The sequence below is a fragment of the Oerskovia jenensis genome (genome assembly GCF_016907235.1).
Lineage (GTDB): Bacteria > Actinomycetota > Actinomycetes > Actinomycetales > Cellulomonadaceae > Oerskovia > Oerskovia jenensis.
Window position 1 is genome coordinate 575,127 of sequence record NZ_JAFBBO010000001.1, and the last position, 24,081, is coordinate 599,207.

General features: G+C 71.3%; 22 protein-coding genes and 1 pseudogene. 9 read left to right on the forward strand and 14 right to left on the reverse strand.

The window, feature by feature from the left end:
- Positions 1-6 precede the first annotated feature (6 nt).
- Complete coding sequence (locus JOD49_RS19930; protein WP_307822329.1) at positions 7-1,245, reverse strand: glycosyltransferase family 2 protein; 1,239 nt, start codon at positions 1,243-1,245, stop codon at positions 7-9.
- Positions 1,246-1,251: 6 nt separating this feature from the next.
- Entirely contained in the window at positions 1,252-2,268 is a 1,017-nt protein-coding gene (locus JOD49_RS02630; protein WP_205305858.1) for a phosphodiester glycosidase family protein, read from the reverse strand.
- 202 nt (positions 2,269-2,470) lie between these two features.
- Here JOD49_RS02630 and JOD49_RS02635 point away from each other — a divergent pair, with 202 nt between their 5' ends.
- Entirely contained in the window at positions 2,471-2,914 is a 444-nt protein-coding gene (locus JOD49_RS02635; RefSeq protein ID WP_205305859.1) for a hypothetical protein, read from the forward strand.
- Between the two features lie 99 nt (positions 2,915-3,013).
- Here the strand turns inward: JOD49_RS02635 and JOD49_RS02640 are convergent, their stop codons facing one another.
- From JOD49_RS02640 to JOD49_RS02665, 6 genes are all read right to left on the reverse strand, one after another.
- Positions 3,014-4,933, reverse strand: a complete 1,920-nt coding sequence (locus JOD49_RS02640) for an ABC transporter ATP-binding protein (RefSeq protein WP_205308753.1) — start codon at positions 4,931-4,933, stop codon at positions 3,014-3,016.
- Between the two features lie 215 nt (positions 4,934-5,148).
- Positions 5,149-6,888, reverse strand: coding sequence for an ABC transporter ATP-binding protein (locus JOD49_RS02645; RefSeq protein ID WP_205305860.1), 1,740 nt, complete (start codon positions 6,886-6,888; stop codon positions 5,149-5,151).
- 151 nt (positions 6,889-7,039) lie between these two features.
- A complete protein-coding gene (locus JOD49_RS02650) occupies positions 7,040-7,756 on the reverse strand; it encodes a TetR/AcrR family transcriptional regulator (RefSeq protein WP_307822330.1) in 717 nt (238 codons plus the stop codon).
- Positions 7,757-8,009: 253 nt separating this feature from the next.
- On the reverse strand, positions 8,010-9,236 hold the full coding sequence (locus JOD49_RS02655) for an SPFH domain-containing protein (protein WP_205305861.1): 1,227 nt from the start codon (positions 9,234-9,236) through the stop codon (positions 8,010-8,012).
- A 217-nt stretch (positions 9,237-9,453) separates the two neighbouring features.
- Complete coding sequence (locus JOD49_RS02660) at positions 9,454-9,903, reverse strand: NfeD family protein (RefSeq protein ID WP_205305862.1); 450 nt, start codon at positions 9,901-9,903, stop codon at positions 9,454-9,456.
- A gap of 206 nt (positions 9,904-10,109) precedes the next feature.
- Positions 10,110-10,895 (reverse strand): ABC transporter ATP-binding protein, encoded by a 786-nt coding sequence (locus tag JOD49_RS02665; protein ID WP_205305863.1) that lies wholly within the window; start codon positions 10,893-10,895, stop codon positions 10,110-10,112.
- Between the two features lie 27 nt (positions 10,896-10,922).
- Between JOD49_RS02665 and JOD49_RS02670 the strand changes: the two genes are divergently transcribed.
- Positions 10,923-11,753 (forward strand): Rv1486c family protein, encoded by an 831-nt coding sequence (locus tag JOD49_RS02670; protein ID WP_205305864.1) that lies wholly within the window; start codon positions 10,923-10,925, stop codon positions 11,751-11,753.
- Here the strand turns inward: JOD49_RS02670 and glgA are convergent.
- Positions 11,717-12,937, reverse strand: coding sequence for a glycogen synthase (gene glgA, locus JOD49_RS02675; protein ID WP_205305865.1), 1,221 nt, complete (start codon positions 12,935-12,937; stop codon positions 11,717-11,719). The genes JOD49_RS02670 and glgA overlap by 37 nt on opposite strands.
- A gap of 138 nt (positions 12,938-13,075) precedes the next feature.
- Between glgA and JOD49_RS02680 the strand changes: the two genes are divergently transcribed.
- Both JOD49_RS02680 and serB read left to right on the forward strand, forming a co-directional pair.
- The gene (locus JOD49_RS02680) at positions 13,076-14,314 is read left to right on the forward strand and encodes a glucose-1-phosphate adenylyltransferase (RefSeq protein ID WP_205305866.1); all 1,239 of its coding nucleotides are present in this window, start codon (positions 13,076-13,078) and stop codon (positions 14,312-14,314) included.
- 4 nt (positions 14,315-14,318) lie between these two features.
- Entirely contained in the window at positions 14,319-14,984 is a 666-nt protein-coding gene (gene serB / locus JOD49_RS02685; protein ID WP_205305867.1) for a phosphoserine phosphatase SerB, read from the forward strand.
- 125 nt (positions 14,985-15,109) lie between these two features.
- Here the strand turns inward: serB and JOD49_RS02690 are convergent, their stop codons facing one another.
- The 3 genes from JOD49_RS02690 to JOD49_RS02700 all read right to left on the reverse strand — a co-directional run bounded on the left by JOD49_RS02690 (position 15,110) and on the right by JOD49_RS02700 (position 17,340).
- On the reverse strand, positions 15,110-15,607 hold the full coding sequence (locus tag JOD49_RS02690) for a SixA phosphatase family protein (RefSeq protein ID WP_307822331.1): 498 nt from the start codon (positions 15,605-15,607) through the stop codon (positions 15,110-15,112).
- Positions 15,608-15,693: 86 nt separating this feature from the next.
- Positions 15,694-16,461 carry an enoyl-ACP reductase FabI gene (fabI, locus tag JOD49_RS02695; RefSeq protein ID WP_205305868.1) on the reverse strand — a complete coding sequence of 256 codons (768 nt, stop codon included), beginning with the start codon at positions 16,459-16,461 and terminating at the stop codon, positions 15,694-15,696.
- A gap of 150 nt (positions 16,462-16,611) precedes the next feature.
- A complete protein-coding gene (locus tag JOD49_RS02700) occupies positions 16,612-17,340 on the reverse strand; it encodes a beta-ketoacyl-ACP reductase (RefSeq protein WP_307822332.1) in 729 nt (242 codons plus the stop codon).
- A 171-nt stretch (positions 17,341-17,511) separates the two neighbouring features.
- On the opposite strand from JOD49_RS02700, the gene JOD49_RS02705 reads away from it, so the two are divergent.
- From JOD49_RS02705 to JOD49_RS02715, 3 genes are read left to right on the forward strand one after another with little or no spacing between them, the layout of a single operon-like run.
- Positions 17,512-18,009, forward strand: coding sequence for a DUF3099 domain-containing protein (locus JOD49_RS02705; RefSeq protein ID WP_307822333.1), 498 nt, complete (start codon positions 17,512-17,514; stop codon positions 18,007-18,009).
- Positions 18,002-18,250, forward strand: coding sequence for a hypothetical protein (locus JOD49_RS02710; RefSeq protein WP_030152230.1), 249 nt, complete (start codon positions 18,002-18,004; stop codon positions 18,248-18,250). Before JOD49_RS02705 ends, JOD49_RS02710 begins: the two co-directional genes overlap by 8 nt.
- Positions 18,247-19,299, forward strand: coding sequence for an SURF1 family cytochrome oxidase biogenesis protein (locus tag JOD49_RS02715; RefSeq protein ID WP_307822335.1), 1,053 nt, complete (start codon positions 18,247-18,249; stop codon positions 19,297-19,299). Before JOD49_RS02710 ends, JOD49_RS02715 begins: the two co-directional genes overlap by 4 nt.
- 119 nt (positions 19,300-19,418) lie before the next feature.
- On the opposite strand, the gene JOD49_RS02720 is transcribed toward JOD49_RS02715, so the two are convergent.
- Positions 19,419-21,017, reverse strand: coding sequence for an ABC-F family ATP-binding cassette domain-containing protein (locus JOD49_RS02720; RefSeq protein WP_205305869.1), 1,599 nt, complete (start codon positions 21,015-21,017; stop codon positions 19,419-19,421).
- A gap of 388 nt (positions 21,018-21,405) precedes the next feature.
- On the opposite strand from JOD49_RS02720, the gene ypfJ reads away from it, so the two are divergent.
- Positions 21,406-22,311 (forward strand): KPN_02809 family neutral zinc metallopeptidase, encoded by a 906-nt coding sequence (gene ypfJ / locus JOD49_RS02725; RefSeq protein WP_205305870.1) that lies wholly within the window; start codon positions 21,406-21,408, stop codon positions 22,309-22,311.
- Positions 22,312-22,371: 60 nt separating this feature from the next.
- Here ypfJ and JOD49_RS02730 read toward each other — a convergent pair whose 3' ends face one another.
- Complete coding sequence (locus JOD49_RS02730) at positions 22,372-22,923, reverse strand: hypothetical protein (RefSeq protein WP_205305871.1); 552 nt, start codon at positions 22,921-22,923, stop codon at positions 22,372-22,374.
- A 180-nt stretch (positions 22,924-23,103) separates the two neighbouring features.
- Here JOD49_RS02730 and JOD49_RS02735 point away from each other — a divergent pair.
- Positions 23,104-24,068, forward strand: a pseudogene (locus JOD49_RS02735) (IS481 family transposase).
- The last annotated feature ends 13 nt before the right edge of the window (positions 24,069-24,081 follow it).

Here is a 24,081-nt window from a genome sequence, read left to right on the forward strand (position 1 = left end):
GCGACCTCAACCTCGTGGTCGAGCGCGCGGAACCTCCCAGGCCACGCCCCCACCCAGATGCTGCTCGTTGTCGCCAGCTGACGCACCGAGGCGACAACGAGCAGCATCTCGCGGGGCCGACGGCGCCGCTCGCCCGAACACGACGCGCCGCTGCACCTCGTAGCTCGTCGCGAAGAGGAGTACCTCGGTCATGACCTTGGCCGGCAGCAGCGCGAGTCCCAGCCCCGTCAGCCCCCGGAGCACCCCGTACCCGGCGGCCAGCAGCGCGACCGCGAGCGCCGCGTACCGCAGCGCGGCCCGCCACCCGGGTCCGGGCCCGTGCACGTGCCCGTCCGCGAGCCCGTCCGCACGAGCACCCGACCCCGAGCTCGCCCGGCCGCCCACAGCACCCGCACCAGCACCAGCACCCGCACCGCCCCCAGTCCCACCACCAAACACCCGCCGGTTCACCAGGAAGTTCACGGCCCCGCTGACCCCGCGCGCCCCGACGACCGACAGCAGCAGCGACCCCGTCACCGCGTCGAGCACGAGCAGCGCCGCGGTGTCGATCCCGAAGGCCAGCAGCGACGACAGCGAGAACGCGAGCAGCGGCGCGTAGATGCGCGCAGAGTCGGCGAGCGGCCGGAAGTGCGAGGACGCGTTGTCGTCGAGGTAGATCGTCTCGATCCCGACCTCGACGACGGAATGCCCCTCGCGCGCCGCGGCGAGCAGCACGTTGAGCTCGAACTCGTAGCGGTCCCCGCGCACGGCGAGCAGCCAGGTGATCATCGAGGCGGGGTACCCGCGCAGCCCGGTCTGCGTGTCCTGGACCCGCAGACCGGTCGCGGCCTTGAACAGCCACCGGGTCACGGTGTTGCCGACCCGGCTGCGCGGCGGCACGTCCCCCGTGAACGCCCGGGCGCCGAGCACCACGGCCGCACCTCCGGCGCGCACCCGCTCCCCGACCTGCAGGACGTCGGCGGCGGCGTGCTGCCCGTCGGCGTCGGCGCACACCACGTCCTGGCCGGGCCAGCGTCGGGCGACCTCGGCGAGCCCGCGCCGCAGCGCCGCCCCCTTGCCACGGTTCTCGGAGAACCCGACGACGACCGCCCCGAGGTGAGCGACGTCGTCGAGCACGGGGCGGGAGCCCGGCCCGCTGCCGTCGTCGACCACGACGATCCCCCGCACCTCCCCGGTCGCGCGCAGCGCGGCGACCAGGCGGACGAGCGCCGTGCCCGGCTCGTAGGCCGGGATCAGCACGATCACGGCGGCTCACTTCCCGACGTACAGGACGTCGGAGGTGCCGCGCTCGGCGCCGCGGCCGAGGGGGTCGTTGACGAGCTCGCCGTCGTAGTACATGGTCGACGACCCGCCGCCGTCGAGGTTGTACGCGGTCGTCGCGCCCAGACCCTGCAGGATCTCGGCGAGCCCCGTCATGGTCACGCCGCGGCTGTAGCCCGGGCTGCGCCCGTCGACTACGACGAAGACCAGGTCGTTCGCGTCGATCACGCCGACCGCGGTGCGGGGCTGCTCGCCCTGGATCGAGTGGTTGCCGACGTTGGTGTCGACCTCGACGCCGTCGATCCCGTCGACGACCTCTCCGTCGTCGAGCAGCGCGGGCCCGAACGACAGCGTGTTCCACACGCCCGCGTCCACGAGCTCCTGCGCGGTCGTGGCGGTCTCGTCGTAGACCTCGACGGTGCCGTCCCGGTAGAACGCGAGCCCCTCGCGCGCGCCCTCGTCGCGGTAGACGACGCCGTTGCGGATCACGATGCCCGTCGAGCGGAAGCCGTAGTAGTCGCCGTTGATCGCGAGGAGGGCGTCGTTGTCGGCCGCGATGTCGGAGGTCTTCTCGGTGATGTTCTGGCCGAACGCGTTCTGGGCGAAGGCCGAGCGCAGGTCGGTCGCGTCCCCCAGGACGACGTCCGCGACGTAGTACGTCACGGTGTCCTCGCCCGACCCCTCGACGACCTGCCGCACGCTCACGCTCGTCCCGTCGGACGAGGTCGAGCCGTCGGCGGAGGCCGCCGTCCCCGACGAGGTACCGGACGAGGTGCCCGACGACGCCCCCTGCGTCCCCGAGTCCGGCACCGACGCCTGGCTCGCCTCGTAGGCCGCGACGTCGGCGATCTCGACGTGCTCGACCACGTACCGGTCGAGGGCCCACGCGGTCGCCCCGCCGAGGCTCAGCGTCAGGGCGAGACCGCCCGCGAGGACCCCTCGTCGGCGGCGGCGCGGGGCAGGCGGGGCGGTGGACGGGGTGCCGGGGTGCTGGTCGTCGGTCGTCATGCACCCAGGTCTACGGAGCGCGCGTGTGCCGGGCGCAGGTGCCGGCTGAGGGGTCGCTGTGAGTGCGTCCTGACAGCGGCACGTGATCGCCGTCACGACGACACGCTCCCACCGAACTCCCAGGTGAGACGTCGCTCACTCTTGCACCCCGGTACGACTAATACATACTTTCGGCCCGGTTCCCGCGTGATTTCATGGATGCATGAAGAAGCAGATGATGGCACTCGCTGCCGTGGGCGCGATCGCGCTCCTGAGCGCGTGCGGTACCGACACCACGACCGACAGCGGCTCGGCCACCGACGAGACCCCCGCGGGCGCGACCAACCTCCAGGTGTGCGAGAAGTACTTCGACGGCGCCGAGCTGTCGCTCGCGCAGCGCGTCACGGACGAGCTCGAGTACGACATGACGGCCCTCACGCCGGACCAGTCGAACGCGATGCGCAGCACCAACATCCAGCTCGAGGCCATCCTGCGCCTCGCTGGCCCCGAGGACACCAACCTCGTCATCAGCAAGATCAAGACCCCGTTCCAGATGGCTGACGACATCGCCGACGAGACGGGCACCTCGATCGACACCACCGGAGTGACCGAGGCCGTGGCCGAGCTCCAGTCGATCTGCGACACCGCCGGGTACACCGCTTCCTGACACTCAGCAGCGACCTCGCCCTCATCCCGGGCGAAACCCCGAGAGCCGGTACCGCCCAGAAGGCGGTACCGGCTCTCGTCGTTCACGGGGAGGCCTGCGTCAGCGGGTCATCTCCCCCTCGGCGACCTCCTCGACCGCCGCGGCCGCGAACTGGCTCTCGTAGAGCCGCGCGTACGCGCCGCCCTTCTCGATGAGCACCTCGTGGTTGCCCATCTCCACGATCGCGCCGTCCTCCATGACGAGGATGACGTCGGCGTCGCGGATCGTCGACAACCGGTGCGCGATGACGAACGACGTCCGCCCGGCACGCAGCGCGTTCATGGCCTGCTGCACGAGCACCTCGGTGCGGGTGTCGACCGAGCTGGTGGCCTCGTCGAGGATGAGGATGGCCGGGTCGGCGAGGAACGCGCGCGCGATGGTCAGGAGCTGCTTCTCCCCCGCGCTCACGCCCGAGCCCTCGTCGTCGATCACGGTCGCGTACCCGTCGGGCAGCGTGCGCACGAACGGGTCCACGTGCGTGGCCCGCGTCGCCTCGAGGAACTGCTCCTCGGTGACCTCGACGCCGTCGGGCACGCCGTACCGCAGGTTCTCCTCGATGGTCCCCTTGAAGAGCCAGGTGTCCTGGAGCACCATCCCGATGTTGGACCGCAGCCCGTCGCGGCTCATGGTCCGGGTGTCGACGCCGTCGAGCGTGATGCGCCCGCCGTCGACCTCGTAGAACCGCATGATGAGGTTCACGAGCGTCGTCTTGCCCGCCCCCGTGGGCCCGACGATGGCGACCGTCTGGCCGGGCTCGGCGACGATCGACAGGTCGTCGATGAGCGGACGGTCGGGCACGTAGCGGAACGAGACGTCCTCGAACGCGACCCTGCCCTGCACGTCGGTGACCACGGCCGCGGGCGACGGGTCCGGGGACTCCTCCTCGGCGTCGAGCAGCTCGAACACGCGCTCCGCGGAGGCGACGCCCGACTGCAGCAGGTTCATCATCGACGCGATCTGGGTGATCGGCTGCGTGAACTGGCGCGAGTACTGGATGAACGCCTGGACGTCGCCGAGCGAGAGCTGGCCGGACGCGACCCGCAGGCCACCGACGACCGCCACGATCACGTAGTTGAGGTTCGCGACGAAGCCCATCGCGGGCTGGATGATCCCGGAGATGAACTGCGCCTTGAAGCTCGCCTCGTACAGCTCGGCGTTCTCGTCGGTGAACGTGTCGACGGCCGTCTGCTGGTGCCCGTAGACCTTGACGAGCGCGTGGCCCGTGTACATCTCCTCGACGTGCGCGTTGAGGCGCCCGGTCGCGGCCCACTGCTTGATGAACTGGGGCTGCGAGCGCTTGGCGATCAGCGCGGTCACGACCACCGACAGGGGCACCGTCACGAGGGCGATGACCGCGAGCAGCGGCGAGATCCAGAACATCATGGCGAGCACGCCGACCACGGTCAGGACCGACGTGACGAGCTGAGAGAGCGTCTGCTGGAGCGTCTGGGCGACGTTGTCGATGTCGTTGGTGACGCGGCTGAGCACCTCGCCCTTCTTCTGCCGGTCGAAGTACGACAGCGGCAGCCGGCCCAGCTTGGCCTCGACCTCGGCGCGCAGGCGACGCACGGTGCGCTGCACGACCGACGTCGTCACGCGGCCCTGGATCCAGCCGAAGAAGAACGAGCCGATGTAGATCGCGAGGACCCACAGCAGGATGACGCGCAGCGCGGTGAAGTCGATGCCCTGCCCGGGCACGACGTCCATGGCCGCGAGCATGTCGGCCTGCGTGTCCTGCCCCGTGGCGCGCAGGTTGTCGACGGCCTGCGCCTTGGTGATGTCCGCGGGCATCTGCGAGCCGATCACGCCCGCGAAGATGACGTTGGTGCCGTTGCCGAGCAGCTTGGGGCCCAGCACGGCGAGCGTCACGGACAGGACCGACAGGACCGTGATGGCCACGACCGCGAGCCGCTCGACCCGCAGGTAGCCCGCGAAGCGCTTGAGCGAGCCGGTGAAGTTCATGGCCTTCTCGGTCGGCATGCCCATGCCGCCCATGGGGCCGTGGCCGCCGCCCTGGGGTCGCCCCTTGAGACGGGTCGTGGACAGGTCGGGCTTCTCACCCTCGCCGCCGGTCGCGTCCTGGGGGGCAGGGGCGTCGTGCGGCACTGCCGCGTCCTGCACGCCGCCCGACGGCGTCACGTGCGGCCCGGCGTTCTTGTCGCCCGGGTTGTCGCTCGGGCGGGGGGTCTGGGTGCTCATGCTGCCTCCTGCGCCGAGAGCTGCGAGTACACGATCTCCTGGTACGTCTCGCACGTCTCCAGGAGCTCGTCGTGGGTGCCGGTGCCGACGATGCGGCCGTGGTCGAGCACGACGATCTGCTCGGCGTGCCGGATGGTCGCGACGCGCTGGGCGACGAGCAGGACCGTGGCCTCACGCGTCCGCGGGGCGAGCGCGAGCCGCAGGGCCGCGTCGGTCGCGTAGTCGAGGGCCGAGAACGAGTCGTCGAACAGGTAGACGCTGGGCTTGCGCACGATCGCGCGGGCGATCGCGAGCCGCTGGCGCTGGCCGCCGGAGAAGTTGGTGCCGCCCTGCGCGACGGGGGCGTCGAGCTGCCCGTCGAGCTGCTCGACGAACTCGCGCGCCTGCGCGACCTCGAGCGCCTCCCACACCTCCTCGTCGGTCGCGTCCTCCTTGCCGTAGCGGACGTTGTCCGCGACGGTCCCGGAGAACAGGTACGCCTTCTGGGGCACGTAGCCGATCATCGACCACAGGTCCTGGAGCGAGACGTCGCGGACGTCGGTGCCGTCGATCCGCACGGACCCGGCGGTCGCGTCGAAGAGCCGAGGGACGAGCTGGAGCAGCGTCGTCTTGCCCGAGCCCGTGGACCCGATGATCGCGGTCGTCCCGCCCGGTCGGGCCGTGAACGTGAGGTCGTGGAGCACGGGGTCCTCGGCGCCGGGGTAGCGGAAGTCGACGTCGGAGAACGTGATCGTCCCGGTGCGCTCGGCCCGGGCGGCCAGGCGCACGGGCGTCCGGGGCTCGACGACGGTCGTCTCGGTGTCGAGGACCTCGCCGATGCGCTCGGCCGAGACCGCGGCACGCGGGACCATCATGAAGATCATGGTCGACATCATCACGGCCATGAGGATGTACATGATGTAGCTGAGGAACGCGGTCAGGGCCCCGATCTGCATGCCGTTCTCGACCCGGTACGCGCCGAACCACAGGACGGCGACGCTCGTCGCGTTCATGACGAGCATGACGGTCGGGAACATGAGCGCCATGAGCTTGCCCACGCGCAGCGACGTGTCGTAGAGCCGGTCGTTCGCGACGGCGAACCGCTCCTCCTCGCGGCGCTCGCGCACGAACGCCCGGATGACGCGGATGCCGGAGATCTGCTCGCGCAGCACGCCGTTGATCGCGTCGATGCGCTTCTGCATCTTGCGGAAGTACGGAACCATGCGCGAGACGATCAGCCCGACCACGATCCCGAGGACGGGCACGACGACGAGCAGCAGCCCGGAGAGCTCGACGTCCTCCTGGAGCGCCATGATGACGCCACCCACGAGCATGATGGGCGCCATGACCATGATGGTGAAGGCCATGAGCACGACCATCTGGACCTGCTGGACGTCGTTCGTGGTGCGCGTGATGAGCGACGGGGCGCCGAGCACGCCCATCTCCTGCGCGGAGAAGGACTGGACGCGCGTGAAGAGCCCGCCCCGCACGTCGCGTCCGAACGACATGGCGACCTTGGCGCCGAAGTACACCGCGACGATCGCGCAGATCACCTGGCCGAGGCTGATGACGAGCATGACCCCGCCCGTGCGCATGATGTAGGCGGTGTCCCCCTGCGTGACGCCCTTGTCGATGATGTCGGCGTTGAGGCTGGGGAGGTAGAGCGTGGCAATGGTCTGCACGAGCTGGAGCACGAGCAGGATCACGATGGGCGTCCGATAGGGACGCAGGTACGTCCTCAGTAGACGAAGGAGCATGTGGGGGGTCCTGTCAGGGTGGGAGCGAGAGGAGGACGGGGATCTCGACGGTGCCCGACGGCGGAGCGCGCGTCGAGCGTTTTCGGTGACCTCGCCGACCGGTCCAAGCATGCGTCGCCGGGGCGACGTCCGCGAGGGCGAGGCGGCGGCGTCAGGCGAGCGACGCCGTCGGGACGGGGACTGCGGGCGGGCCGTTCGCCCGGCACGGGTCGTCGAGGACGCCGTGCAGGAAGACGTCGACGATCTGGGTCGGGTCGAGCGGTCCGCCCTGCGACATCATGGGGCTCGCGTGGCCGTGCACCAGGAAGAAGAACACGCTCGCCGCGACGCGCGGCTCGGTGCGCAGCTCGGTGGCGAAGGGCGCGATGCGCGCCTCGATCGCGCCGACGATGTCCTGGACGGCGGACATCCGCGCGTCGCGGTGCGTGTCCGGTCCGTGGTCGCCGTGGCGCTGGTCGGCCCCGCTCCCCGGCCCACCGGGCCGGCCGTGCAGTGCGCCGCTCCCCGGTCGGTCCCCCATGACCTGGTGGGCGACCTGGACGATCCTCGCCGTCGCGCGTTGGCTCTCCTGGATGAGGTCCGCCAGGGCGACGAGCGTCGTCTCGAGAGCGCCGTGCTCCGGGAGGCCCTGGATCGCCCGGACCAGGGGTGCGGGGTCGAGGGCCGCGACCAGGGCCGCGTGGATGAGCTCGTCCTTGTCCTCGAAGGCGCGGAACAAGGTCCCCTCGGCGACGTTCGCGGCCTGGGCGATCTGGCGGGTCGTCACGGCGGCGCCGTAGCGCGCGAGCAGCGGGACGGTCGCGGTGGCGATCGCCGCGCGACGGTCGTCACGGCTCATGGGTCGGGCGCGGCCCGAGGAGGTGGTCACGTCTCCGACCCTAAGTGAGTGAGCACTCACTCGTCAAGGTTGCCCGGCGCAACTGCGTCGTGCTCGCGCCGAACCGAGGGGCCGCACCCGAGGCGGGTCAGGCATGTGGCTCCGGCCACCTGACCGACGGGACCGCCGTGTGGGACCGGCGCGCGGAACCTGCGCCCGCGAACGCCGGAGGGGCGCCGCTCGCGCGACGCCCCTCCGGGTAGCGATGCTCTCTCGTGCCTCGTGCGGCACACGTCGGTCGACGCTACGGGCGCTCCTCCGAGCCGCCCTCGATGTCCTCCGGCGCCTCGACCGGGGGCGTGCCGAGCGGGCGCGGTGCGGCCGTGCCCGGCTCGGGAGCCTGCGCGAAACGCTGGCCAGGGCCGCCGGGGCGCTGACCCCGCTCGGCCTGCTGGTCGAACGGCAGACCCGAGTGCGTGCCCGCGCTCGTCGCGTCGGCCGTGGCGGCCTCGGCCTGGCGACGTGCCTCCGCGAGCGCCTCGGCCGGGTCGACCAGCGCCGGGGTACCGAACTTGACCCGGTCACGGTCTCGCTCGCGACGTGCGGCCTCGGAGGCCTCCGAGGCATCGCCGGACGGGGTCGGGAGACCACCGAAACCCTGGGCGATCGACCCCAGCGCGGCCGTGAACTCGGTGGGGATGACCCACAGCTTGCTCGCGGTGCCGTCGGCGATCTTCGGCAGCATCTGGAGGTACTGGTAGGCCAGCAGCTTGGGGTCGGCGTCGCCCTCGTGGATGGCGTCGAAGACCTGCAGGATGGCGCGGGCCTCGCCCTCGGCGTTCAGGATCGCGGCCTGCGCGTTGCCCTCGGCCCGCAGGATCGCGGCCTGCTTCTCACCCTCGGCCGTCAGGACCTGGGACTGCTTGATGCCCTCGGCCGTGAGGATCGTGGCACGACGGTCACGCTCGGCGCGCATCTGCTGCTCCATCGAGCCCTGCACGCTCGCGGGCGGGTCGATCGACTTGAGCTCGACGCGGTTGACGCGCACGCCCCAGCGCCCCGTCGCCTCGTCGAGCACCCCGCGGAGCTGACCGTTGATCTGGTCACGGCTCGTCAGGGTCTGCTCGAGGTCCATGGACCCCACCACGTTACGCAGCGTGGTGACCGTGAGCTGCTCGATGCCCTGGATGTAGTTCGCGATCTCATAGACCGCGGACTTGGGCTCGGTGACCTGGAAGTAGATGACGGTGTCGATGCTCACCACGAGGTTGTCCGACGTGATCACGGGCTGCGGCGGGAACGACACGACCTGCTCGCGCAGGTCGACGCCGGCGCGCACGCGGTCGACGAACGGGATGAGCAGGTGCAGTCCCGGCTCGAGCGTGCTCGAGTAGCGACCCAGCCGCTCGATGATCAGGGCAGTCGCCTGCGGGACGATCCGCACGGCCTTGACGAGCGCGATGATCACGAACAGCAGGATCAGTCCGAGGACGACGTACACGGCGATCATTCCGGGGTCTGGGTCACTCATCGATCTTCTCCTGAGGATGGTTCTCGGTGGGCTGACGGGTCACGCGGTAGTGGTCGTGCGGTGCGGTGGAGACGAGAGAGCTCCGGCTGTGCGGCCGGTGCGGCGCGGCCGCCGAGAGAGCGTCCGGGCCACCGAGGGTGGGGACCAGGGGCGACCGACGGGAGGCCGCTCGGGACCGGCTCGCCGAGGCGTCCGAGGAAGGACGTCCCGGCCACGGTCAGACGGTGTGGTTGTCGGAGGCGAGCGACTGGACGACGGCGGTCGCGCCGTCGATGCGCACGACCCTGACCTCGGCGCCGATCGGCAGCTCGGGCGACCCGTCCACGGTCCGGGCGCTCCAGATCTCGCCCTGGAGCTTGATCCGTCCGCTGAGCTCGGTCACGCGGTCCACGACGACGGCGGTCCTGCCTATCTGGGCGGCGGCACCGGTCTCGGCGAGGGGCACACGGTGGCGCAGGTGGCGCAGCAGCCAGGGACGCAGCGAGAGCAGCAGCGCGGCCGACACCACGGCGAACGTGATGATCTGGAGCCACAGCGGGCCACCGGCCGCGTTCACGCCGGCCGCGGCGAACGCCCCGCCCGCGAACATGATCAGCACGAGGTCGAGGGAGATGATCTCGATGAGGATGAAGAGCAGACCTGCCCCTACCCACCACAACCAGTCCATGACGGTTCCTTCCGTCGTGAGGCTCGTTCGCTGCACGTCGTCGACGTGTCGACACCACCTGCGTTCTTTGCCCAGATTTTACCGGAAGAACGAGATCCGTGCACCTATCGGGCGTGTCGCGTACGCCACCGTCCACGACGGTCCACCGAGCCCGTCAGCCCCGTCCACCGGACCCGTCCGCCGGACGGTCGGCCCGCCCCGGGCCGTCAGCGCGCTGCGCGCGCCATCCAGCGTCCGCCGCCGTGCGCGACGAACAGAGGCAGCCCGAACGCCTCGCTGAGGTTCTGGGCCGTGAGCACCTCGGTCAGCGGCCCGGCGCGGTGCACCGCCCCGTCCTTGAGCAGCAGAGCGTGCGTGAAGCCCGGCGGGATCTCCTCGACGTGGTGCGTGACCAGGACCAGTACGGGCGAGGCGGGATCCGTCGCGAGCTCCGAGAGAGCGCCCACGAGCTCCTCGCGCCCGCCCAGGTCCAGACCCGCCGCGGGCTCGTCGAGGAGCAGCAGCTCGGGGTCCGTCATGAGGGCACGGGCGATCTGGACGCGCTTGCGCTCGCCCTCGCTCAGCGTCCCGAACAGGCGCTCGGCGAGCGGCAGGACGTCGAAGGCCGCGAGGAGGTCGTCGGCACGCTCGGCGTCGAAGTCCTCGTACGTCTCCCGCCAGCGACCGGTGACGCCGTACGCCGCGGTCAGCACCACGTTGCGCACCGTCTCCGCGGCGGGGATCTGCTCCGCGAGCGCCGCGCTCGCGAGCCCGATGCGGGGGCGCAGCTCGAACACGTCGGTGCGCCCGATCCGCTCGCCCAGCAGGTCCGCGGTTCCCGAGGTGGGGTGCATGCGCGCCGCCGCGATCTGGAGCATGGTCGTCTTCCCGGCGCCGTTGCGGCCCAGGATCACCCACCGCTCGCCCTCGTTCACCTGCCAGTCCACGGAGTCGAGGATGGTCTTCGTGCCACGGCGCACCGTGACTGCCTGCAGGTCCAGAACCGAGCTCATGGGACACGACCCTATAGGTTGGCTGACGTGGAATCCCACTCGACCCTCCCGCTCCCCCGCGCCGTCGTCCTCGCTCTGTGGGTGCAGGCGCTGGCCCCGCAGCCCGGCGCGGTGCAGGCGCCCGACGAGGCGCTGCTCCGCCGTGCCGTCGCGGCCGTCCGGCAGGACGACGAACCTCACACCGTCGAAGGGGCCGACGACGCCTCGACGCTCCTCGACCTCCTCACGCGCTGGACCCGTGGCCCGGTCGAGGTCTGCGCGCTCCTCCCGGCTCCCGGCGACGTCCTGGGGGCGCCTGCCGCCGTGAGCCCGGACGCGACCGACGCACAGGAGTGCCTGCTCGTGCAGTCCGCCGAGGGATCGTGGGCGCTCGTGCCCGAGATCACGGAGTTCGGCTCCGTGTACGAGACGGGTCACCTCGTCGCCTGGCACGTGACGCCCGTGCCGACGTGGCGCACCCAGGTGCTCGCCGCCGTCGGGCCGCTCGCGGACGCCGAGCGCGACCTGCGCGTGGCCCTGCTGACCGCGACCGAGGCCCTCGCCTCGCTGGACGTCGCGCGCTGGCGCGAGGACGCGGCCGAGACCATCGCCTCGCTGCGGTCCACGACTCCCCCGGACTGGCCCCTGCCCGCGGTGCGCGGGGAGGCCGAGGCCCGGCGCGTGCGCGTGCTCGCGCAGGCCGCACGGCTGCGGGCCATCGTCGACCTCGCCACGGCCGACGACGGCGGCGCGGTCAACCTGTGGCAGGCCGACCAACGCTCGACCGCGCTGCGCGAGGTCGACCGGGCCGCGCGGCGGGCCATGTCCGCCGCGACGGCACGCTACGCGACCGGACCGGACCCCAGCACGCTGCGGTAGACCTCGAGCGTGCGGTCCGCGATCGCGTCCCACGCGAAGTGGTCCTCGACCCGGGTACGCGCCGCGCGGCCCATCTCCCGGGCCCGCTCGGGGTCGGACACGACCGCGACGAGTGCCGCGGCGAGATCCGCGACGAAGCGGTCCGGGTCCACGGGCGTGCCCGTCCCGTCGTCGACCTGCTCGATCGGGACCAGGTGGCCCGTGACGCCGTCGTCGATGACCTCGGGGATGCCGCCCGTCGCGGAGCCCACGACCGGCAGCCCCACGGCCATGGCCTCGAGGTTGACGATGCCGAGCGGTTCGTAGACCGACGGGCACACGAAGACCGTCGAGGCCGCGAGGACCGCGACGAGCTCCTCGCGCGGGAGCATCTGCTCGATCCAGACCACGCCGGTGCGCTGCTCCGCGAGGCGCGCGACGGCGTCGCTCACCTCGGTCGCGATCTCGGGGGTGTCGGGAGCGCCCGCGCACAGGATCAGCTGGACCTCGGAGGGCAGCTCGGCGGCCGCCCGCAGCAGGTACGGCAGACCCTTCTGGCGTGTGATGCGCCCCACGAAGACCACGGCCGGACGCTCGGGGTCGATCCCCAGGTCGCGGACCACGCGGTCCGCCGCGGCGGCCTGCGCCTCCGACTCCGGCCGGCGCCACCCGTCCAGGTCGATCCCGTTGTGGACCACGTGGACCTTGGCCGGGTCGACGTCGGGGTAGCAGCGCAGGATGTCCGCACGCATGCCCGCCGAGACCGCGATGATGCCCGCCGCGGCCTCGTACGCCGTCTTCTCGGCCCAGCCGGACAGCGCGTAGCCGCCACCGAGCTGCTCGGCCTTCCAGGGCCGCAGCGGCTCGAGCGAGTGCGCGCTGAGCACGTGCGGGATCCCGTGCAGGAGCGAGGCCAGGTGGCCCGCGAGGTTCGCGTACCAGGTGTGCGAGTGCACGAGGTCCGCGCCCGCGACGTCGTCGGCCATCGCCAGGTCCACGCCGAAGGTGCCCAGGACCGCGTTCGCCGACGCGAGCGAGCCCGGGACCGAGTAGCCCGTCACGCCCTCCTCGGCGCGCGGGCCGTCGAACGCGCGCACACGCACGTCGATGCGCTCGCGCAGCACACGGGACAGCTCGGCGACGTGGACGCCCGCGCCTCCGTAGACGTAGGGCGGGTACTCACGGGTCAGCAGGTCGACTCTCACGCGCCACACGCTAGCGCGGTCCGCGGGACTCTCGCGCACGCGCCCCGCCGGACCCACCGCACCAGGACGTGGGACGAACCCCGACCAGCCTGCGGTTCGGTCACCGCGAACCGTGCGCGTGGCCTTAAGGTTTTGCCCATGGCCGCCCCACGTGTCCTTGCAATCGTCCTCGCCGGTGGCGAGGGCAACCGGCTCATGCCGCTCACCGCCCACCGCGCCAAGCCGGCCGTACCGTTCGGCGGCATCTACCGCCTGGTCGACTTCGCGCTGTCGAACCTGGTGAACTCGCACTACCTGCACATCGTCGTGCTGACGCAGTACAAGTCCCACAGCCTCGACCGCCACATCACCAAGACGTGGCGCATGTCGTCGTTGCTCGGGAACTTCGTCGCGCCGGTGCCGGCACAGCAGCGGGTGGGCAAGCACTGGTACCTCGGCAGCGCCGACGCGATCTACCAGTGCCTCAACATCATCGAGGACGAACGCCCCGACATCGTCGTGGTCGTCGGTGCGGACCACGTGTACCGCATGGACTTCTCCCAGATGGTCGACGCACACATCGCCTCGGGTGCCGAGCTCACCGTCGCGGGCATCCGCCAGCCCATCTCCATGGCCGACCAGTTCGGGGTCATCGACACCGACCCCGAGGACCCCACCAAGATCCGCGCGTTCCTCGAGAAGCCGACCGACCCCGTCGGGCTGGCCGACTCCCCCGGCGAGATCCTCGCCTCGATGGGCAACTACGTCATCGACGCCGACGCGCTCGTGGCCGCCGTGACGGCCGACGCGACGGACCAGGACTCGCGCCACGACATGGGCGGGGACATCGTCCCGGCCTTCGTCGCCCGCGGGACGGCCGGGGTCTACGACTTCATCCGCAACGACGTGCCCGGATCCACGGACCGCGACCGCGACTACTGGCGCGACGTCGGGACCCTCGACGCGTACTACGACGCGAACAAGGACCTCATCTCGATCACGCCCGTCTTCAACCTGTACAACGACGAGTGGCCCCTGCACACGGGCTACGTCGGCCTGCCGCCGGCCAAGTTCGTCCACTCGGGACAGGGTCGCCTCGGTCACGCGGCCGACTCCCTGGTGTCCCCCGGTGTCATCATCTCCGGCGCCACCGTCGTGGGCTCGGTCCTGTCCCCCGGCGTCTACCTGCACTCCTGGTCGTCCGTCTCCGACTCCGTCCTCATGGACGGCGTCCAGGTCGAGCGGCACGCCCAGGTCCACCGCGCGATCCTCGACAAGAACGTGATCGTCACCGAGCGTGCCCGCATCGGCCTCGACCCCGAGCAGGACCGCGCGCGAGGCTTCACGGTCACCGACTCGGGTATCACCGTCGTCCCCAAGGGAACCATCGTTGAATAGCACCATGACCGCCCGCCCCGCCTCGACCCGCCGCCTCGTCGTGATGGACGTGGACTCCACGCTCATCACGCAGGAGGTCGTCGAGCTCCTCGCCGACCACGCCGGGACACGTGAGCTCGTCACCGACGTGACCGAGCGTGCGATGCGCGGGGAGATCGACTTCGCCGAGTCGCTGCGCGAGCGCGTCGCGACCCTGGCCGGGGTCCCCGTCAGCGCGTTCGACGACGTGCTCGAGAAGGTCACGCTCACCCCCGGCGCCCCCGAGCTCGTCGCCGAGCTCCAGCGCCGCGGGTGGACCGTGGCGCTCGTGTCGGGCGGCTTCGAGGAGATCGTGGCCCCTCTGGCCGCACGGCTGGGGATCACGCACTTCCGGGCGAACCGCCTCGAGGTCGCGGACGGCCGCCTCACGGGACGTACGTCGGGCCCCGTGATCGACCGCGCCACCAAGGAGGTCACGCTGCGCGACCTCGCCGCCGCCGAGGGCATCGACATGGCGGACACCGTGGCCATCGGCGACGGCGCCAACGACCTCGACATGATCGGCGCGGCCGGTGTCGGGATCGCGTTCGCGGCCAAGCCCGTCGTCGTCGACCAGGCCCCCTTCTCGGTGCCGGGGCCGCGCCTCGACGCGGTGCTGGAGATCATCGACGCGCAGGACCGGACCGACTGACGTCCGGTACGACGAAGGCCCCTTCCTCCCGGTCAGCGGGGGAAGGGGCCTTCGTCATGTGTCGTCGGCGGGCGGTCGCGGGCCCTCGGCACCGCGCAACGCCTCGTCACCCCTCCGGGAGGACCTCAGCTCGCGGGACGCCCGACGTACGTCAGGTCCGCGACGCCGTCGGTCCACTCGCTCCAGGGGGTGAGGGACTCCAGCACGCTGTACGTGGCCGTCGGGACCCCGACGCGGACCTGCGCCAGGGCACCCGAGTCCGATCCGGGCGCGGCGAGGTGTGCCGCCGTGGCGGCCATGGTCGGCTCGTGGCCGATCACGAGGAGCGTGCGCACCCGGGAGTCGGCGCCGTGGACCAGGTCCACGACGTCCTTGACCCCCGCGGCGTACAGGGTGTCCGTCACGACGACCTCAGGGCCCACGTCGCCGAGGTTGGCCGCGAGCAGCTCCCAGGTCTGCCGCGTGCGCAGGGCCGACGAGCACAGGACGAGCTCGGGGACGAGCGCGGAGTGGGCGAGCGCGGCACCGACCCGGCCGGCCTGACGCCGCCCGTTGAGCGCGAGCGGGCGCAGGACGTCGTCGACGCCCCCCGCGGGCTCGGCCTTGGCGTGCCGGAGCAGCACCAGCCGATGCGTACGGCCCGGCACCCCGGGCCCGGTGGCATCGAACGACGCCGCCGATCGACCATCTCGCACGTTCGTCCCTCTCGTCACAGACCCATGGCGTGCACGCCGCCGTCGACGTGCACGATCTCCCCCGTGGTTGCCGGGAACCAGTCTGACAGGAGTGCGACGACGGCGCGTGCGGCGGGCTCGGCGGTCATCTGGTCCCAGCCGAGGGGCGCGCGCGTCGGCCAGCCGTCCTCCATCTGCTCGAACCCGGGGATCGACTTCGCGGCCGTCGTGCGGATCGGGCCGGCGGAGACGAGGTTGGTGCGGATGCCCTCGGGGCCCAGGTCGCGCGCGAGGTAGCGGTTCGCGGACTCCAGGCCCGCCTTCGCGACGCCCATCCAGTCGTACACGGGCCAGGCGAACTGCGCGTCGAACGTCAGCCCGACCACGGCACCACCGTTCGTCATGAGCGGCTTCGCGGCCACGGCGAGGGACTTGTAGGAGAAGGTCGAGACCTGCAGCGCGGTCGCGACGTCCTCCCAGCTCGCGGACAGGAAGTTGCCACCCATGACCGACTGCGGCGCGAAGCCGATCGAGTGGACGACGCCGTCGAGCGTGTCGACGTGCTCGCGGACGGCGTCCGCCAGACCGGCGAGGTCCTCCTCGTTCGTCACGTCGAGCTGCACGACGGGTGCCTCGACCGGAAGGCGCTTGGCGAACGCCTGCGTGAGCTTCATCTGGCGACCGAACGAGGAGAGCACGACCGTGGCCCCCTCCTCCTGAGCGAGCCTCGCCGCGTGGAACGCGATCGAGGAGTCGGTGAGGACACCGGTGATCAGGAGCTTCTTGCCTTCGAGCAGACCCATCAGTTCTTCTTCCGTTCGTTCGTCGTGCGCTGCTTGAGCGTACTCATGGACGACCCGCCCCGACAGTTCTGGAGGGGTCGAGCGGTGTGTCGAGGAACACGCGGTGCTCCTCGGGGAGTGCGAGGTGGTGGTGGCGCCCGGCGGCCGCCGTCAGTGCCCCATGCCGAGTCCGCCGTCGACCGGGATCACGGCGCCGCTGATGTACCCGGCCTCGGGGGACGCGAGGAACTGCACCGCGCCGGCGACCTCCTCGGGCTGGGCGAAGCGCCCGGCGGGGATGTTGGCCTTGTACTGCTTCTGGCGCTCCTCGGGCAGCTCGGCCGTCATGGCCGTCTCGATGAAGCCCGGGGCCACGACGTTCGCGGTGATGCCGCGCCCGCCCAGCTCGCGCGTGATGGAGCGGGCCATGCCGACCAGCGCCGCCTTCGAGGCCGAGTAGTTGACCTGCCCCGGGCCGCCGTACAGGCCCACGACCGAGGAGATCAGGATGATGCGACCGCGACGCAGCCGGATCATGCCCTTGGAGACGCGGCGCACGCAACGGAACGTCCCGGTGAGGTTCACGTCGATGACGGACTCGAACTCGTCGTCGGTCATGCGCATGAGGAGCTGGTCGCGGGTCACGCCCGCGTTCGCGACGAGGACCTCGACGGGGCCGAGCTCGGCCTCGATCGCGGTGAAGGCCGCGTCGACGGCGTCGGTGTCGGTGATGTCGCCCACGACGCCGAACACGCCGTCGGGGAGGTCGCCGCTGCGGTAGATCGTCGCGACTCGATCGCCGTTGGCGACGAACCGCTCGGCGATCGAGCGGCCGATGCCCCGGTTGGCGCCCGTGACGACCACGGTGCGCGGGCTGGGGGAAGCGGGGGCTTCGGACACGACATCTCCTCGTTCGGGTGGCTGGGAGGCGACGCCCGCGGCGGGAGAGGTCCCGCACGTGCGGCACGTCGCCGCCACGACCGTACCCCGCGGCCCGGACCCCGTGCGCGCAGGGACCATCACAGGCGACCGGGGTCCTTTGTCGGGTTCCGACAAACGTAGGATGGAGGGGTGAGCAGCAGCAACCAGGTGCCGAGCATCTCGAACGCACCGGAGTCGCTCGCGGAGGACCAGTCGCGGCGCACCAAGCGGTACCTCATCCAGATGGGGATCCGGCTCGTGTGCTTCCTCGGAGCGGTGATCGTCCACGGGTGGTTCTCGTTCGTCCTGATCGGCGCCGCGATCGTCCTGCCGTACGTCGCGGTGCTGCTCGTCAACGCCGGGCGCGACCAGAAGTCCTACGACGTCTCGCCCATGGAGCACCTCCAGGTCGGGGCCGCCCCGGACCACCCGAGCCTCGGGAGGGTCGTCGAGCTCGACGACGAGGGCAGGGTCCGCGACGACGCTCCCGCCGCGGCGGGAGACGCCCACAGGGCCGGCGCAGCCGACGACGCGGGTGCAGCAGACGAGGCGGGTGCTGCCGACGAGGCGGGCGCTGCCGACGGGAACGCCGACCCGACCACCGACCGAACCGACCGAACCACCGACCAGGAGCCGCACGATGGTTGACCTCCTCCACCTCGCCGACCCCGTCGACGAGGGTGAGCTGATCTGCAGCGGCAAGGGCTGCCCCGCCGAGGCCGTCTGGGGGCTGCTCTGGAACAACCCCAAGCTGCACACGCCCGAGCGCCGCAAGGTGTGGCTCGCGTGCGACGACCACCGCGAGCACCTCGAGACCTTCCTCGGCGCCCGTGACTTCTGGAAGCAGACCGTCCCCGTCGCGGACCTCGAGCGCCGGCCCGAGCTGTGACCCAGGCTCCTCCCGGCCACGACCGATCAGCCGGGCCCACCGGGCCCGCCAAGCCCGCCAAGCCCGCCGGACCGGACGAGACCCCGGCCCCCCAGGGCGCCCGGCAGCCCGACGCGGACCAGCTCGCGCACGACGTGTCGCGAGACGCCAAGGCCGAGCCCCGGACCGTGCGCCAGTGGGTCACTCTCGCCCTCGGGGTCCTGCTCGTGGCCGCGTTGTGCGTCCTCGCCGGCCGGTGGCAGTGGCACCGGTACGAGTCGCGCTCGGCCCAGATCGAGATCATCGAGTCGAACTACGACGCGGAGCCCGTGCCGCTCACGGACGTCCTCGACGGCCCGGGCACCGTCCTGGACCCGCAGGACGTGTGGCAGCGCGTCACGCTCGAGGGCTCCTACGTCGAGGACGCCACGGTCCTGCTGCGCAACCGGCCCGCCGGGGGCAAGGCGGGCTTCCACGTCCTGGTCCCGTTCGTGACGACCCCGTCGGACGGCGGCGAGAAGGTCGTCATGGTCGTCGACCGCGGCTTCGTGCCCCTCGGGTCCGACGCGAGCGCCCCCGACGCCGTGCCCGCTCCCCCGCCAGGCACGGTCGAGGTGACCGTGAGCCTGCGCGCGGACGAGCCCGCGTCGAGGCGTGACGCCCCGGCCGGGCAGGTCCAGGCCATCAACACGGCCCAGGTCCTCGCCGAGGGCCCCGACGGCGCCGCGTGGGCCGAGGGGGCGACCGTCGGCGCGTACGGCTCGCTCCGGGCCGAGGACCCCGCTCCGGCGGCGTCGCTGCGTCCACTGCCCGTCCCGGACACCGACCCTGGCTCGCACCTGTCGTACACGTTCCAGTGGTTCGTGTTCGCCGCAGGCGCGATCGGCGGGTTCCTCGTCCTGATCCGCCGCGAGAAGCGCGAGACCGTGACCGCGGGCGACCTGCTCGGCGAGCAGCGGGCGTCGGGACGCACGCCGGGCGAGACCGCGCCGCGCCGCAAGCGCGGTCCCACGGCCGAGGAGGAGGAGGACGCGCTCATCGACGCGCAGCTCCCCGAGCCGCGCGCCTGACCGCGCGAACCGCCAGGCACGACGAACGGCCCGCCTGCTCCGAGGAGCAGACGGGCCGTTCGTCGTCCCCGTGCTGGGCGCGTCGGGCGGCCCCGCGGACAGCGGAGCCTTCGACCACGTCAGGCGAGGGAGATGAGCTCCGCGTAGGAGTCGTTCCACAGGTCCTCGTCGCCGTCGGGCAGCAGCAGGACGCGCTCCGGGGAGAGCGCTTCGACCGCTCCGTCGTCGTGGGTGACCATGACGACTGCGCCCTCGTAGTTCTTGAGGGCGTCGAGGATCTCGGCGCGCGAGGCCGGGTCCAGGTTGTTGGTGGGCTCGTCGAGGAGCAGCACGTTCGCCCCCGAGACCACGATGGTCGCGAGCGCGAGGCGCGTCTTCTCACCACCGGACAGGACGTTGGTCGGCTTGTTCGCGTCGTCCCCGGAGAACAGGAACGAGCCGAGGACCGAGCGCACCTGGGTGTCGGTGAGGTCCGGCGCGGCGTGGCGCAGGTTCTCGACGACCGTCACGTCCATGTCGAGAGTGTCGTGCTCCTGGGCGTAGTAGCCCAGCTTGAGCCCGTGCCCGGCGATGACCTCGCCCGTGTCGGGCTTCTCGACGCCCGCCAGGATGCGCAGCAGGGTCGTCTTGCCCGCACCGTTGAGCCCGAGGACGACGACGCGGCTGCCACGGTCGATCGCGAGGTCGACGCCCGCGAAGATCTCCTGCGAGCCGTACGACTTGGACAGCCCCTCGGCCGTGATGGGCGTGCGCCCGCACGGTGCCGGGGTCGGGAACCGCAGCTTGGCGACCTTGTCGCTCACGCGCTCGCCCTCGAGGCCCGAGAGCATGCGCTCGGCGCGCTTGATCATGTTCTGCGCGGCCACGGCCTTGGTGGCCTTGGCGCGCATCTTCTCGGCCTGCGCGAGCAGCGTGCCGGCCTTCTTCTCGGCGTTGGCGCGCTCACGACGACGACGGCGCTCGTCGGTCTCGCGCTGCTCCAGGTACGCCCGGTAGCCGAGGTTGTACTGGTCGAGGACGCCGCGCGTCGCGTCGAGGTAGAAGACCTTGTTGACGGTCGCCGAGAGCAGCTCGACGTCGTGGCTGATGACCACGAACCCGCCCGAGTAGTTCTTCAGGTAGTCGCGCAGCCACAGGATCGAGTCGGCGTCGAGGTGGTTGGTCGGCTCGTCGAGGAGCAGGGTCTCGACGCCCGAGAACAGGATGCGCGCGAGCTCGATGCGTCGGCGCTGACCACCCGACAGGGTCTTGAGGGGCTGCGCGAGGATGCGGTCGTCGAGGCCCAGGTTCGACGTGATGCGCTGCGCCTCGCTCTCCGCGGCGTAGCCACCGGCGGCCGTGAACCGCTCCTCGAGCTTGGGGTAGCGCTCCATCGCGGCGAGGTGCGTCTCCGCGTCGGCGCTCGCCATCTCGCCCTCGGTCTCGCGCATCTTGCGCACGAGCACGTCCAGGCCACGCGCCGAGAGCACGCGGTCCATCGCGATCACGTCGAGGTCGCCCGTGCGCGGGTCCTGCGGCAGGTAGCCGACGTCTCCCGTGCGCACGATCTGCCCGGCCGTGGGCTGGGTCTCCCCCGCGAGGGTCTTCGTCAGGGTGGTCTTGCCCGCTCCGTTGCGACCCACCAGGCCGATCCGGTCTCCGGCAGCGATGCGGAAGGACGCCTCGTCCAGCAGGACGCGGGCGCCGACGCGCAGCTCGACGGCGTGGGCAGTGATCACAGAGAGTTCCTCCGGAGGATGGTGGGGTCTTCAGGGCGTGGGTGCTCGCGCGGTCGCGCTGTGCGCGAGACACAAACGCCACCGATTCTAGTGCCGCGAGCCCGTGGACGGTACGGGATTTCGTGGGCTGGTCCGTCACAGTCGGCTGCTGGTCGCCACTGGGTGCCGGGAACGGGGTTGCGGTCGTTCCGGTGGCTGTGGCGGCCTCGACCCCGTTCTCGGCACCCGACTGCCCGACGGCGGCGCTCGCCGCCCGGGGCGGGCTGCGGGCGGTGCCGGACGGGTCACGGGTGAGCGGCGCCGTCGGGCCGGTACCACCGACGGGCCGTCCTCGCCCGACGTCGCACCGCAGGACGCCGTGACCTGCGGCGACGAGTAGCGTTGACCCGTGACGTTCAACGAGGGTGGTTCATTCGAGGGTGGCCGGGTCCGCAAGGGCGGGCGCGGCAAGGGTCCCGTGATCGCGGGCGGCGGTCTCGCGGCCGTGCTCGTGGCGGTCGTGGTCGCGCTCCTCAACGGTGGTGACCTGGGCAGCGTGCTCGGGACCGTGAGCGACCAGGTGGTCCAGCCCTCCGGGGCCGAGGACACCGGACAGCAGCAGTTCGTCGAGGAGTGCACGGCCGAGCAGGCCAACACCGAGCGGGAGTGCCGGCTGTCGGCGACAGCCCAGTCTCTCGACACCTACTGGGCCGAGGCGCTCCCCGCGCAGGTCGGGGTCGAGTACGTCCTCCCGGAGGTCTACAGCTTCACGGCGTCGACCCAGACGGGGTGCGGCGCGGCGACCAGCGCGGTCGGCCCCTTCTACTGCCCGCCCGACCAGGCCGTGTACATCGACGTCTCGTTCTTCGACGAGCTGCGCGACCGCTTCGGGTCCTCGGGCGGCCCGCTCGCCGAGGAGTACGTCACGGCACACGAGTTCGGTCACCACATCGAGCAGCTCTCCGGCGTCATGGCGTCGGCGGACCGCTCCGGGACCGGCCCGGAGTCCGACTCGGTGCGCATCGAGCTCATGGCCGACTGCCTCGCGGGCATGTGGGCGGGGAACGCGGCCACGACGATCGACCCACAGACCGGCGTGCCGTTCCTCCAGGAGATCACCCCGGCCGAGCTGAAGGACGCCCTCTCGGCAGCCTCCGCCGTGGGCGACGACCGCATCCAGCAGTCCGCGACCGGCTCGGTGAACCCCGAGGCCTGGACCCACGGGTCGAGCGAGCAGCGCCAGCGTTGGTTCATGACGGGCTACGACGGTGGGACGTTCCAGGACTGCAACGCGCTCGAGGCGTCGACGCTCTGATCGTGGCGCAGGCGCCGACGCGCCACGGGCCGTCCTGGACCGCTCGCAGGGAGCGCTGCGTCACTCCTGCACGTCCAGCGCCTCCTGGAAGCAGTCGTCGATGTCGTCCATGTGCGTCAGCACGAGCCCCGTCCCGTTGTTCATGTCGTCACCGAGCATCTCCGCCGAGTACCCAGCGGGAGCGATCCCGGCCTCCACCAGGCACGCTGCAGCGAGCTCCGCGAGCTCGACCTCGACGTTCTCCGGGTTGTTGATCTTGGCGTCATAGAGCTGCGTGACCCAGGCGGTGGTCCCGCGCCGGCAGTCCGCGTCGTGCAGGTCGAACTCCTCGGCCGTGGACGTCACGAACTGGTACATCTCGCCGCTCGCCTGAAGCGTCACGTCGACGTCGAGGTCGTGCATGCAGCCGAGATAACGGTCCACCGCCTCCTCGTACTCCGCGCTCGTGATCTCGCCGTCCTCGAGCACCCCCCGCTCGAAGTCCGACGTGGCGTTCTCGAGCGCGTTCTCGAACTCCGCGGCATAGGGGTTCGAGGCGTCGATCCCCGGCCCGCTCGAGCATGCGCTGAACAGGGCGAGTGCGATCGTCGCGAGGGTGAGCGTCGTCGTCATGCGCGCTGCCCGTCCAGTCGTTGAAGCAGCGTCGCTCATCGAAGTCCTCCCGACCTGGGCATGCCCCCTGTGGTAGCCCTAGCTGTACCCGGTCACGAGGTTGGTGTCAGTTCGGGTTGTGGAAGGGAGGACCTCCGGGCTTAGTGGAGATGTCGAAGTCTTCACAACCCGGAGGTCCTCATGTCCCACGCTAATGCCCGCCTGACCGTTCGCGGCAGGATGTTGATCGTCGAACGTCGCCGTGATGGGTGGAAGCAGGCCAACATCGCTGCGGCGATGGGCGTCTCGCGCAAGTGCGTCCGGCACTGGCTGCACCGGTTCGCGACCGAGGGCGAGGCCGGCCTGGGTGACCGGTCCTCGCGGCCGCACCGGTGCCCGACAAAGACCGCGCCCGAGTCGAGGCCAAGGTCGTTGCCCTGAGACTGGCCGAGCGGCGCAGGCGAGACCAGATCGCCGCCGAGACCGGCGTCCCGGCCCGGACCGTCTCTCGGATCCTGGCCCGCCACCACATGCCGCACCTGGCCGTGCTGGACCCGATGACCGGAGAACGACTGCGAGCTTCGAAGTCGACGGCCGTGCGCTACGAGCGCGAGCGGCCGGGCGAGCTGGTCCACATGGACGTCAAGAAGCTCGGCCGCATCCCGGACGGCGGCGGATGGCGCGCTCACGGCCGCGGCGCCGGGGACAACCGCGACCGCAAACACGGCGCGGGCTACGACTACGTGCACTCCCTCGTGGACGACCACTCGCGCCTGGCGTACTCCGAGATCCTGCCCGACGAGAAGGGCACCACCTGCGCGGGCTTCCTGACCCGCGCGCTCGACTACTTCGCAGCCCGAGGCATCAACCGGATCGAGCGACTCATGACGAACAACGCCTGGGCCTACCGCTGGTCGCTGCGCGAGATCTGCGCCCAGCATGGCATCAGGCAGAAGTTCATCAAGCCCCATTGCCCCTGGCAGAACGGCAAGGTCGAAAGACTCAACCGCACCCTGGCCACCGAGTGGGCATACCGACAAGTCTTCACCTCGAACGCCGAACGAGCCGCCGCACTGACCCCTTGGATCGAGTACTACAACACCCAACGCCGCCACCAAGCCCTCGGAGGCCAACCCCCGACAAGCCGACTGCAACCAACCTCGTGACCGGGTACACCTA

Bases quoted from the DNA above. Each gene is read 5' to 3' on its own strand.
- JOD49_RS02710 (WP_030152230.1), top strand. From the start codon at position 18,002: ATGGTTGACCTCCTCCACCTCGCCGACCCCGTCGACGAGGGTGAGCTG.
- JOD49_RS02665 (WP_205305863.1), bottom strand. From the start codon at position 10,895: ATGAGCTCGGTTCTGGACCTGCAGGCAGTCACGGTGCGCCGTGGCACG.
- JOD49_RS02630 (WP_205305858.1), bottom strand. From the start codon at position 2,268: ATGACGACCGACGACCAGCACCCCGGCACCCCGTCCACCGCCCCGCCT.
- JOD49_RS02640 (WP_205308753.1), bottom strand. From the start codon at position 4,933: ATGCCGACCGAGAAGGCCATGAACTTCACCGGCTCGCTCAAGCGCTTC.
- JOD49_RS02660 (WP_205305862.1), bottom strand. From the start codon at position 9,903: ATGGACTGGTTGTGGTGGGTAGGGGCAGGTCTGCTCTTCATCCTCATC.
- JOD49_RS02680 (WP_205305866.1), top strand. From the start codon at position 13,076: ATGGCCGCCCCACGTGTCCTTGCAATCGTCCTCGCCGGTGGCGAGGGC.
- JOD49_RS02655 (WP_205305861.1), bottom strand. From the start codon at position 9,236: ATGAGTGACCCAGACCCCGGAATGATCGCCGTGTACGTCGTCCTCGGA.
- serB (WP_205305867.1), top strand. From the start codon at position 14,319: ATGACCGCCCGCCCCGCCTCGACCCGCCGCCTCGTCGTGATGGACGTG.
- JOD49_RS02635 (WP_205305859.1), top strand. From the start codon at position 2,471: ATGAAGAAGCAGATGATGGCACTCGCTGCCGTGGGCGCGATCGCGCTC.
- JOD49_RS02645 (WP_205305860.1), bottom strand. From the start codon at position 6,888: ATGCTCCTTCGTCTACTGAGGACGTACCTGCGTCCCTATCGGACGCCC.
- JOD49_RS02730 (WP_205305871.1), bottom strand. From the start codon at position 22,923: ATGACGACGACGCTCACCCTCGCGACGATCGCACTCGCCCTGTTCAGC.
- fabI (WP_205305868.1), bottom strand. From the start codon at position 16,461: ATGGGTCTGCTCGAAGGCAAGAAGCTCCTGATCACCGGTGTCCTCACC.